The organism is Paenibacillus xylanivorans (assembly GCF_001280595.1).
In the GTDB taxonomy this organism is placed as follows: Bacteria; Bacillota; Bacilli; order Paenibacillales; family Paenibacillaceae; genus Paenibacillus; species Paenibacillus xylanivorans.
In genome coordinates this window covers 350,854-363,432 of sequence record NZ_LITU01000059.1, presented here as the reverse complement: position 1 = coordinate 363,432, position 12,579 = coordinate 350,854, and the positions used below count along the sequence as shown (strand labels likewise).

Annotated in this window: 8 protein-coding genes; 7 read left to right on the top strand and 1 reads right to left on the bottom strand. The window is 49.7% G+C overall.

Features of this window, described 5'->3' with window-relative positions:
• The first annotated feature begins 72 nt into the window (after positions 1–72).
• The 6 genes from AMS66_RS14605 (at position 73) to AMS66_RS14580 (ending at position 10,059) form a co-directional block, all read left to right on the top strand.
• Complete coding sequence (locus AMS66_RS14605) at positions 73–960, top strand: carbohydrate ABC transporter permease (RefSeq protein ID WP_053781474.1); 888 nt, start codon at positions 73–75, stop codon at positions 958–960.
• Positions 953–1,798 (top strand): carbohydrate ABC transporter permease, encoded by an 846-nt coding sequence (locus tag AMS66_RS14600; protein WP_053781473.1) that lies wholly within the window; start codon positions 953–955, stop codon positions 1,796–1,798. The genes AMS66_RS14605 and AMS66_RS14600 overlap by 8 nt, the downstream gene beginning before the upstream one ends.
• A gap of 87 nt (positions 1,799–1,885) precedes the next feature.
• Complete coding sequence (locus AMS66_RS14595; RefSeq protein WP_236703404.1) at positions 1,886–3,475, top strand: glycoside hydrolase family 30 protein; 1,590 nt, start codon at positions 1,886–1,888, stop codon at positions 3,473–3,475.
• 68 nt (positions 3,476–3,543) lie between these two features.
• Entirely contained in the window at positions 3,544–6,534 is a 2,991-nt protein-coding gene (locus tag AMS66_RS14590; protein WP_053781472.1) for a beta-galactosidase, read from the top strand.
• A 300-nt stretch (positions 6,535–6,834) separates the two neighbouring features.
• On the top strand, positions 6,835–8,169 hold the full coding sequence (locus tag AMS66_RS14585) for a glycoside hydrolase family 43 protein (RefSeq protein WP_053781471.1): 1,335 nt from the start codon (positions 6,835–6,837) through the stop codon (positions 8,167–8,169).
• A gap of 51 nt (positions 8,170–8,220) precedes the next feature.
• Positions 8,221–10,059, top strand: coding sequence for an RICIN domain-containing protein (locus tag AMS66_RS14580; RefSeq protein ID WP_053781470.1), 1,839 nt, complete (start codon positions 8,221–8,223; stop codon positions 10,057–10,059).
• Between the two features lie 166 nt (positions 10,060–10,225).
• On the opposite strand, the gene solA is transcribed toward AMS66_RS14580, so the two are convergent.
• Positions 10,226–11,359, bottom strand: coding sequence for an N-methyl-L-tryptophan oxidase (gene solA / locus AMS66_RS14575; protein ID WP_456238479.1), 1,134 nt, complete (start codon positions 11,357–11,359; stop codon positions 10,226–10,228).
• A gap of 227 nt (positions 11,360–11,586) precedes the next feature.
• Here solA and AMS66_RS14570 point away from each other — a divergent pair, with 227 nt between their 5' ends.
• Entirely contained in the window at positions 11,587–12,531 is a 945-nt protein-coding gene (locus tag AMS66_RS14570) for an amidohydrolase family protein (protein WP_053781468.1), read from the top strand.
• The last annotated feature ends 48 nt before the right edge of the window (positions 12,532–12,579 follow it).

Sequence of the window (12,579 nt, the reverse complement as noted above, 5' to 3'; positions counted from 1 at the left end):
TCGACAGGGAGCAGACGGAATTCGGCATGAATCCGGTTTCCGTCTGCTCGCTTCGTTATGGGAGGGCTTAACGTGAGAAAAAAGGAAGGGAAATGGTTTTATATTTTCATCTCGCCTTGGCTGATTGGATTCCTTGGACTTACCCTGGGTCCGATTCTGTTTTCCATCTACATGAGCTTCACCAATTGGGATCTGTTCCAGTCTCCTGAATTCATCGGTGTGGACAATTACAAAAACCTGTTGACCGATGACCCGATCTTCTGGAAATCCGTCGGCAATACCTTCATCTACGCATTAATATCGATTCCGCTGGGCATGTCCATCTCGCTCTGGATCGCCTATTACCTTAACAAAAAAATTAAGGGTATTACCTTCTTCCGCATCCTGTTCTATCTGCCTTCCGTCGTTCCGGTGGTTGCAAGCTCCCTGCTCTTCATCCATCTGCTTGCGCCAACGGAAGGTTTAATCAACCAGGGGCTTGCCATCTTCGGCATTCAGGGTCCTGCGTGGCTCCTTGATCCAAACTGGGTTAAGCCTGCCCTGATCCTCATGTCGCTATGGGGCGTCGGGGGCGGCGTGGTACTGCTGCTGGCGGGTATGAAAGGTATTCCTCAGGAGCTGTACGAGGCCGCCGCCATTGATGGGGCGAAGAGCTCGCAATCGTTCTTCCACATTACATTTCCGATGCTGACTCCCGTCATCTTCTTCAATCTCGTCACCGGGATGATCGGAGCGCTCCAGACGTTCGCACAGGTATTTATCGTCACAGCAGGCGGACCAGACAATGCCAGTCAGATGGTTGTTCCTTACCTGTTCCAGAATGCGTTCCAGTTCTACAAGATGGGGTATGCATCGGCCATTGCCTGGGTGCTGTTCATCATCATCATGGCGTTGACCTTGGTTGTGTTCCGTTCATCGGCGCTATGGGTGCATTACGAGGAGGGAAAAGCAAATGAGTAATCCATCCACTGTGGAGAAAACGATATCCTACATCTTTCTGATTCTGGTCGGGGTGCTGCTTGCTTCGCCTTTCCTGTACATGATCTCCATCGCACTGGCGAGTGACGCTACAACCGTAAAATCAGCCTTTACCTTCGTACCGCTGGAATTCCAATGGTCCAATTTCTACACGATCTTCACGAATAATAATCTGGGTACGTATCTGAAAAATTCAGTCATTATTACCGTGATTACCATTGTCGGATCGGTATTATCAGCTTCGGTTGTATCTTACGGATTCGCTCGGATCAAGGCGAGAGGCAGTCGGTTCCTGTTCATTGTATTGCTCAGTACGATGATGATTCCTGGTGAGGTGACGATGGTGCCGCAGTTCATTATCTTCCGTCATCTGGATTGGATCAATACTTTCTATCCACTGATCGTGCCGAGTTTTTTTGCCGGAGCGTTCAACGTATTTCTCATTCGGCAGTTCGTCATGAGTATTCCGAAGTCGCTTGATGAAGCTGCCATGATCGATGGCATGGGACATCCGGGAATCTACTGGAAGATCATTATGCCGCTCACGTATCCGATACTTGCTGCCATCGCCATTTTCTCGTTTTCCTATAACTGGGGGAACTTCATGGGGCCGCTCATTTACATCAATGATCCGGAGAAAATGCCACTCGCGCTCGGTGTTCAGCTTCTGACCACCGTAGGTGGCGGACAGATGCCGCCATGGAACCTCGTTATGATTGCTTCCCTGTTCCTGACCATTCCGATGGTGCTGGTGTATCTGTTCGGACAGCGTTATGTCTATGAAGCGAATATCAGCGGCGGCAGCAGCGGAATCAAGTAACGGGAGGTGCAGCAGTGCAGAACCAGCCAAGCGTGAAAGCCAGCGACCGAATACGATGCTGCACATGGGGAAAGGGGCGTATGCATCATGGATGATAACAAACCCCCTTTTGAGAACGACAGGAATGATAACCATGATCATACCAAGCATGATTACAAAAATCGGATTCAGCATGACAGGAATGAACATGACAAGCATCGCCGGTGGCGCAAGCGGATCTACATCCTGATGGGTGTAGCCCTGGTCGCGCTGCTTGCTGGAGGAGGAATTATCATCAATCATTTTGCCAATGAATCATCCAAAACAATTGCATTCCAGGGTGAGCCGGTGCGTCTGAAGCTGGAGCAGTCCTATGATCATTTTGAAGGCTGGGGTACGTCGCTCGCGTGGTGGGCCAACGATCTTGGAGGATGGAAAGATCAAGCGAAGGTTAGTGAAGTCATGGATCTGGTGTTTGACCCGGAGAAAGGGCTTGGTCTGAATATTGTCCGCTACAATATTGGCGGTGAGGAGAATCCCGATATGAAGGCACTTCGGCCCGGAGGAGACGTTCCCGGCTTCCAGCCTGAACCCGGCGTGTGGGACTGGGAGGCAGATGCAGGACAACGTGCCATATTGCAGGGTTCTCTGGAACGTGGGGTCAACATTGCCGAGGCGTTCTCCAATTCACCACCTTACTGGATGACGATTAGCGGTTCGGTTACGGGTGCGGTGGATGGCGGCAACAATCTGCGAGAGGATCAGTATGATGTGTTTGCCGATTATCTGACGGAGGTCGTGAAGCATTATCGCGATGAGTGGGGCATTACGTTCCGCACGCTTGATCCGCTCAATGAACCTTCCTCAGACTGGTGGAAGAAAGGCAATATGCAGGAAGGCAGTCATTTTACCAATGACAAACAGGCCGAGATTATCAAGAAGGTAGCGGCATCGCTCAAAAGTAAAGGGCTGAACGGGACAGTCATCAGTGCTGCGGACGATAACAGCATTGACGAGACCGTTCACAATTTCGGCCTCTATGATCAGGATACGCTCGATGTGATCGACCAGATTAATACTCATTCCTATAACGGGAGCAAAATGGAAGAACTGCGCACACTGGCCGAACGGTATGGCAAGAAGCTGTGGATGTCCGAGTACGGAACGGGCGGCAGCGAGCCGCATAGTCATGAGGACATGACTTCCGTGCAGGAACTGGCGGAGCGCATCATGTTCGATCTCAAAATCATGCAGCCTTCTGCTTGGGTGTATTGGCAGGCCGTTGAAGATGAAGGTGCCAACAATAACTGGGGCTTCATACATGCCAATTTTAATGGAGAAGAGCAGTACGAGATGACCAAACAGTATTATGGCATGGCCCAGTTTACGAAGTTCATCCGTCCAGGCGCAAAGATTATTCCAACAGATGATGGTCGCACGCTGGCTGCCTATGATGCAGAGCAGAAGAGACTGGTGCTGGTAATCCGCAATGAGTTATCTGCCGGAACCACAGGATTTGAATTGGAGGCATTTGACCTCAATAGTACGTCTACAGCACAGGTGTACCAGACGTCACCGGATCGGAATATGGAGCAGCTTGAAGATGTTCCGGTGTACAACAATGGACTGGAAGTGCCAACTGTGGACAATTCCATCACCACCGTGGTATTGGAAGGCGTAACATTGCAGATGAACTGAGGGTTAGTAATATATCATTTTGAATTACAGGACATATGAACTCAAACACAGAGAAGGAGGGCTTATCTTTGACAGAGAAACCATCCCTTTTGCTTCAGGAGCAGGAGAAGAATACACAGACCAGGGTTGAGTATGGCGTTCGATCTGAACTGACATACGATCAGCGTAGCTTCATCATGAATGGAGAACGAGTCTTTCTGAACAGTGCCACCATCCATTATTTCCGTATGCCGAGAGAGGAATGGAGGGAGGTACTGATGAAGGCGAAGCTGGCTGGCATGAATTGCATTGATACCTATTTTGCCTGGAACGTGCATGAACCGGAAGAAGGACAATGGTCGTTCGAGGGCGACAATGATTGTGGAGCCTTCATGGATCTGTGCGCAGAGCTTGGCATGTACGTCATCACGAGACCAGGTCCGTTTATTTGTGCAGAATGGGATTTTGGCGGCTTCCCGTATTGGCTGGAAACGAAGCCGGGAATCAAGTTCCGACAAAATAATGAAGCCTATCTCCATTATGTAGATCTCTATTTTGACCGGATTATTCCAATTATCCGCGAGCGCCAGCTATCTGCCGGAGGCACAGTTATTCTCGTACAGGTCGAGAACGAATACGGGTATCTGATGGATGATGCAGCAGCGAGTGCCCATATGAACCATCTTCGGGATAGCTTGCTTCTACGAGGGATCGACGTTCCGCTTATCACCTGTGTAGGTGGCGCGGAGGGCACGATTGAAGGGGCCAACTTCTGGTCAGGTGCTGACGGGCATTATGCGAAGCTTAGGAAGAAACAGCCAGATACACCCAAGATTGTTACGGAATTTTGGACGGGGTGGTTTGAGAATTGGGGTGGGCCTTCTGCCATTCAGAAGACGGCGCCACTGTTTGAGAAACGCATGATGGAAATTCTTCGCACCGGCTATACCGGAATCAGTCATTACATGTTCTACGGCGGAACTAACTTTGGTGGATACGGTGGCAGAACCGTGGGCAGCAGCGATATTTTCATGATTACCTCCTACGACTATGATGCGCCGCTGAACGAGTTCGGACGAGTGACGGCCAAGTATGCTGTAGCCAAGACGTTATCCTATTTTGTCCATGCGTTTGGTGCATTGCTGATGGAAACGGAGGAAGTACCAGCAGAGCAGATCAAGGTATGTCATCCGCAAGGCGTTTCTGTACGAGGCAGGTCTAAAGGCAACGAGAAGATATGGTTCCTGGAGAGTCACAAGGATGAGCGCGAGACGTTTCACGTCACGCTGGAGGAAGGCAGGACACTTCCCGTAGCCCTGAATCCGGGGCAGATTATTCCGATACTGGACAGGGTGGAGATTGCCGAGAATGTATACCTGACAGGCGGCATGATAATCACGGGCAATGAAGTGGTGAACGGAGAATTGACTCTGTTCATCGTTGCGGAAGCGGGACAGCGTTCAGTCGTGGAACTGGAAACGAACGTCTTGAATGTACAGGGCAGCAGCATGCAAGTACTGGTTGAACGTGATCAGTTAAACGGAGCCTATCGCTTCGATCTGGTACATTTCCGAGAGCCAGGCATCATTCATCTGGAGGCAAGCGGTGTCCCCATTCGGTTCGTGATTCTGGACAAGGAAACGATGGATCGCACGTGGAGAATCGATGGAGGTGGAGAGCCGAATCAGCTACGATATGCAATCGGATTTGACGATATGGATGTCTCTCTTTCCGGACAGGTCACGGGGATGATCTCTGATCCGAATCGGACGATTATGCTTTTCGGCAGCTGGACGGATGGTGAACGGACGTTGACTGGATATGAGTTCAAAAACGGAGAAGTAAACGATTCACAGAGCGGCATACAGGATGAACATGTTCAGGAGTCATCCGCAGCAATTCAGCATGCGCAGTTCACGACGCCACCAATGCCACCGAAACTGTCGGGTTCCCCTGAGCTGTCTCGTGTGACATTGACAGCGGAACAGCGTGCTTCGAGTGGTCAACCCGAGCATTTTTCCCAATACGGACAGGATTTCGGGTATTTGTTGTATGAGTGCGATTTCGACCGTCCGGTGGATGGAATCACCACGCTCATTCTGCCAGATCTTCAGGACACGGCCAGAATATATGTTAATCGTGTGGAGCAAGCGCTGGTGCGTCAAGTTGGTGCAGCCGGTGTCCAGGTGCAGACGACGGAAGGAAAGAATACACTTCAGGTGCTGGTACAGCATATGGGCAGGCTGAATTTTTCTCCGTACTTGGGTGAAAGCAAAGGTCTGGCAGGACCTGTGTATATCGGTGGTTCCGTTCAGGATATCCGCCGGAATTGGCAGACTGAGGATGGGGTGGTTCACCTTGATGAAGTGAATCATCTTCAGGAGGCTCCGCTTCTGAGCAGAAGCTTTACGCTGGATGGCATGGATTGTGCGATTCTCGTTGGCGCTGTGAGCCCAGGATTACGCATCAATGGGATGGATGTGCCGATGGAAGGGTATCAGGACTGGTTTTCATTCAACACGTTGGATCTTTCACTATATTTGCGACCGGGAGAGACCAACAGGCTGGAGATGCCTTATCGCAGAACACCCCTGAACCGGTTGGAACTGATCCTTTACCGGAGCGAGGAGGAGTTGAAGGATTGGCGCATGGCAGGTACGGATGCCTTGCTGCCGCAACAATGGGAGACGTATGAGGCATCAAATGAATCAGGTGATCTCACTAAAAGTGGGAAGGCTGCTGACTATAGTGGCAATCGTAGTGCCATTTCTGTGGGTAGCGTTTCGCATGGTCAGCCTGTTTGGTACCGCTGGCGCTTCTCCAAATCAGCTGTGCCAGAACAGTACCGAGTGAACCTGATGCTTCGCCTTACCGGGATGAGCAAGGGAACACTTCATCTGAACGGGCACCATCTGGGACGTTACTGGCAGATCGGTCCGCAAGAGGATTACAAAATTCCGGTATCCTGGCTGCAGGATGAGAATGAATTGCTGTTGTTTGATGAGGAAGGCCGGACGCCAGAACGGGTGCGCTTCTTGTATGATAATTTGTCCCAGTATCCATGGGTTGTGGTCGAGTAAATCTTCTTTTTATTGTACCCTGCAAGGGAATTGGGTCTGTTCTAATCAGTCGTGTCCTGTTCTAGCTCGTCGCCTTTATTCTCTTAGCCTCTCTTAGCGTAGACTGCTCGGATGATTGAATCTATAGATTCTGAATCTCCGGGCAGCTCGGCTAAAATGATGGACGACGAGAATTGCTATTGCACTTATTGAAACCGTTTACATAATAGAATGGCTTGTTGTCACATGATCTGTGAGGGGGGGGGATGTTTGGCAAAAGAAAGATATTCCTGTCCCACATTTTGGATAAGGAGATGACCCATGTTCACAACGAAAAGATGGAGTACAAGGTTGTTCACTACTTGTAAGTCCGGCATGATCATGCTGCTCGGAGCTGTGCTTCTATTCATCACGTTATTTCCCAATACAGCCAGAGCAGCAACAAGTGTCTACACGATCTCGGCTTTTACCAATACGAGTGAATCCAATCTGTATATCTACGAATCCTACAATGCGACGAATTACGGTTTGCTTAAAGGGCCTGCCTATACACCCCCGGCCAATCTGATCCGTGATCCCAGCATCATGAAGCATACGGATGGGCTGTATTATGTCGTTTATACTACGAACTGGTCAGGCAATACGATCGGCATCGCATCCAGCCCGGATAAGGTGAACTGGACGTTTGTCCGCAATATTACGCTATCTGCACCCACTACGATTGCACATACCTGGGCACCGGAATGGTTCAAAGACAGCAACGGCAGTCTGAGCATCATCGTGTCCATCTCCCCAGGCAACTATGAGAACTTCAAACCTTATGTCATCACGGCGACCAATGCAACGCTGTCTTCTACAACATGGTCTGCTGCCACAGAGCTTGCAGGCATTGCACCCAACTACATCGATACCTTCATCGTCAAGACCGGCTCAACCTACCATGCATTCACCAAGAATGAGACTACCAAGTATATCGAATATGCTACTGCTACTTCTCTCACCGGACCTTACACGTTCAAAGGGACGGGAGATTGGGCAGGATGGGGTTCCTGGGTAGAGGGACCTGCGCTCGTCCAGCTGGATAACGGTTCCTGGCGAATCTATTTTGACGGATATTCCACGCAAAAATATTATTACAGTGACTCTGCCGACGGGTTTCAGACATGGAGTGCAAAGCAGGAGCTTGCCGGATTGACCGGATTGGTTCGGCACATGACTGTGTTGAAGGAGACAGGACAGCCAGGCGATATTCGAAGGCTGGAATCGTACAATGTGCCGGGTAGCTATATCCGCCATTACAACTATCAGGCCCGAATTGACACCAATGTCAGTCCTGCGGTAGATTCACAGTTTCGCATCGTTCCTGGACTGGCTGATTCATCAGCAGTTTCGTTCGAGTCTATCAATTATCCAGGCTACTTTCTGAGGCATTACAACTATGACATTGTACTTGTGAAAAATGATGGCAGTGCAACCTTCAAAAGTGATGCCACGTTCAAGCGTGTTAATGGTCTTGCCAATTCTTCCTGGACTTCTTACGCATCATTGAATTACCCAGACCGTTACTTGAGACATGTGAACAGCGTGCTTCGACTGGAACCAATGGTGACGGCGATTGATAAAGCAGATGCGACCTTCAGGGAGACGGTACAGTAAAGCGTGAAAAGACTCAATTAAACCCATTTTACTTCTGAAGGAGTGAATCGAATGAAATGGTTAAAACGATTGGGCGCCCTGCTCATGGCAGGAAGTCTTATTACAGGGAGCTTGGGTACGGAAGCATCCGCTGCGGGTTCTTATACAGCCACGGCTGATCCCTCGAAGCAATATCAGACTATCGAAGGTTGGGGAACGTCCCTTGCCTGGTGGGGGAAGGTAGTTGGAGAGTACTCCAATCGGGATGAATATGCGGAAAAGATGTTTAGCCCAACAACCGGGTTAGGTCTGAATGTTCTTCGTTATAACATTGGAGGTGGCGATAATCCTTCATCGAATGTTCTGGAATATCGCAAAGCCGTGCCGGGATATCAGCCTTCCCCGGGTGTGTATGACTGGAATGCAGATGCCAATCAGAGGTATATGCTGCAAGCCGCCAAATCGTATGGAGTCAACGTCTTTGAAGCCTTTGCGAACTCGGCACCCTACTGGATGACCATTAGCGGAAGTGTATCCGGTGCGGCGAATGGCGGCAATAATCTGAAGCCGGATTACTATGATGATTTTGCTGATTATCTCACAGAGGTAGTCAAGCACTTCCGGGATAACTGGGGCATCACGTTCGATACGGTAACCCCGCTCAATGAACCGATCTCCACTTGGTGGAAGCTGGGCAATAATCAGGAGGGCATGCACTTTGATCGGGCAGATCAGAACACGATTTTGAGCCAGGTGCAATCTTCACTCACAGCAAAGGGATTGTCGACGAAGCTGAGCGCGCCGGAAGAATACAGCCTGGATGACACAACCACTTCTTTCAACAGTTACAGCAGTGCCGTGAAGTCTGCAATCAGTCAGATTAACACACATACCTATGGCGGAAGCAATCGGGCATCGTTGCGGAATACAGCGACTTCAGCGGGAAAACATCTTTGGACCTCAGAATATGGAGACGGGGATGCCAGCGGACTAACGATGTCACACACGATCCTCAAGGATATACGCAACATGGGGGCGAGTGCGTGGGTGTATTGGCAGGCCGTGGATAGTGCGGATGGCTGGGGATTTTTCAAAAACGTACTGAATAACACGCAAACGACCAGCTACACCGTGAATCAGAAATATTATGTAATGGGCAACTACAGCAAGTTTATTCGTCCCGGATATAAGATCATCGGCATGAGTGATGCCAATACGCTTGCCGCCTATGATGCTTCTTCCGGCAAAGTTGTGCTGGTCACCACCAACTCGGAATCGACGGATACAAGTGTCACTTATGATCTAAGTCGATTTACCAGCGTTGGAACTTCTGCTCAAGTACATCGGACATCCTCTACGGAGAAGTTGCAGCAACTGACCAACATCAACATTCAGAATAAAAAGTTTACAGCAACCGCCAAAGCAGGCTCGGTTACAACCTATGTCATATCCGGCGCGACGTATAACGGCAGTACAGGATATGAATCCGGGGCGATCTATAAGCTGATCAACCGGAACAGTGGTCTCGCTCTGGATGTGAATGGAGCTTCCACTGCTGGGGGTGCAACGATTATCCAGTGGAATGACAATGGCGCAGCGAACCAGCAATGGAAGTTGGAGTCTGCTGGCAACGGTTATTATAAGATCCGTAACGTAGGCAGTGGTCTGCTGCTGGACGTGAATCAGAGTTCCACTCAAGGAGGAGCTGCCTTGATTCAATGGCAGGATAACGGAGGCAACAATCAACAGTGGTTACCGGTGGATGTTGGAGGTTATCTTGTGCTCGTGAACCGCAATAGCGGCTTAACCGTTGATATCAACCAGAGCTCCACTACTGCAGGTGCTTCGACTATTCAATGGGCGGACAATGGTGGAGCTAACCAGCAATGGAGCTGGGTCAAGGTGAATTAGAAATGAGTGTGCAGACTGCTGAATTGAATTAAGCTTTGTTATGGTACTCCTTTCTTGAACATGGTGCTCTATCCTCACTGCATGGTTCAAGAAAGGAGTTTACCCCGATACACTGAATCGGGTTCGTTTACTGCGAGTACATATAGAACTTTCCAGGGTTGCTGCTCTACCGAAAACGTGAAAGGGAAAATCGCCCAATATCCTGATCCGTATGACCTGTTTGCACCAAGTCAGACAATATTTTGCCTACTGCACTTGCAAATTTGAAGCCATGACCGGAAAATCCGCCTGCCAGCCATACATGGTCATGGGCAGGGTGACGGTCGATAATAAAATCTTCATCCGGTGTGAACTCGTATTTGCATACCGCACCACGCTTCAGCTTTCCCGCTGCCAGAGGCATCCGAAGTTCAAGCAACCTCCGTAGATCACCCTCATCCGTTTCATCAGAGCCGAAGGGAGCCAGGGTACTGCCTAATGTCCACTCCTGTCCTGTATCGTGACGGCCAATCTTCAGACCAGTCCCGCCAATGCTCGGAAATCCATAATATCCACCATCTTGTCCGGCCAGCGTGAAACCGGGAAAGTGATCCTCGGCGAACAATGCCTCTGGTGCATCGAACCATCCCACGGTTTTGCGTACAGCTCGAATGGGAAGGTTCACGAACGGTTTCAGCGTCTGAAACCATGCCCCGGCACTGAGAATGACCTGGTTCGCATAGTACGTTTCGCCAGCAGATGTTATGACTCCAACAGAATCTGCGCTGCACTCGATATGTTCAACACGTGTATGCGTCAACAGAGTCGCTCCCCATGCTTCGGCTGCCTGACGGAAGGCGAGCACGCAGCGCTCACTAAACAAATATCCTGCATCAGGCTCATACATTCCCTCGTAATGTTCAGGCACCTCAATGCCTGGCCAGCGTTTCATGATCTCGTCTGCACGCATGGTTTCATATCGAATCCCCGCATCGTTAGCATGGGTTAAACGATTGTGAAAAGAGTGGACGTCCGGGTCCACTATATTTAAGACGCCGGAAGGAACAAACAATTGGGTTCCGGTCGTATCCTCCAGTTCTTCCCACAGCTCCTGCGCCAGAAGGGCCATGGCTATATAGTCAGGTCCACCACTGTACACATGGCGGATAAGCCGGGGTTCTCCATGATGGCTGCCTTCAGTATGTGGGGGATCAAAGGCATCAATCAGCAACACCTTCAATCCGCTTCGTGACAGGTAGTATCCTGCACTCATGCCCATCGATCCGGCTCCAACGATAATGACATCATACGTTGGTGATATAACGATCCCTCCTTCCGTTTATTTTCCAGAGACCCATCTTATACAGCATAATCTAGTTTTGAAATCCACGGTAGTCAATAGAACAGGTTATAGAGAAAGCCGATACAACAATAGAAAATTCTGATTAAGGATAAAGTTGTATGTATTCCAAAATAGTGGTAGAGTTTTGAACTAAACATTCCGACCTGATTAGTCGGTATTACACCTAAACGGAAGGAGCAAAAACAATGTTCTCCAATCCCGACTTTCGAGTTTTTGATATCCATGCCCATCTGCCCTATAAACTTCTGTTTTCCTCACATAAAACTCATGAATTGGTGACGCGCTATGGCAAGGAACGCAGTGAGCGAATGCGACTAACCTGGGATTTTCCAGCGGTGGAGGAACAGGGAGAGGAAGCAGCGAGGCCGTTAATCCAACGGTGGGTGGATGAATTGAACAAATACAATATTGCCGGACTTAACTTTTTGACGGCTCTGGATAACGACAATCTGGCTGAACAAATTTCCATATACCCGGATCGGTTTACCGGTTTTGCCTATCATCCCATTGAAAATGAGGATGCAGTGACTGAACTTCGACGGGCGGTTGATGAACTGGGATTACGGGGATACAAGTTGTTTGGCCCACTAACCCAGATTCCCTTTGACTCGCCTTCGCTCGATCCGGTTTGGGCATTTCTTGCAGAGCGGCGCCTTCCTGTCCTGATTCATTTTGGCATGCTTGGTCATGCCGGAGGCATCGTTCATCATCCCAACATCAATCCCCTTGCCATCTTTAACACGGCCCGTGCCTATCCGGATATTCCGTTCATCATCCCACATTTTGGCGCAGGCTATTTCCAGGAACTTCTGCATCTAAGCTGGAGCTGCCCTAACGTTTATATCGATACTTCAGGTTCCAACCAGTGGGTGCGCTGGATGCCCTATGAGCTGAATTTGGAGACGTTGTTCCGCAAAACATACGAGCTACTGGGTCCGGAGCGAATCATCTTTGGGACGGATGCGAGCGGATTCCCGCGTGGTTATCCCTATCGTTATTTGCAGGATCAGATCCGAGTATGCCGGGAACTTCGCTTCCCTGAATCGGACATTGAACTCATCTTTGGAAATAACGCAAGACGTTTGTTGAAGCTGCCTGTTGGCAAAGCCGTCGGTTCCACCAACGTGTAAGTCAAGTATATGAAGAACGTTATAACAGTTTGGTTGCAAAAGAGGGGA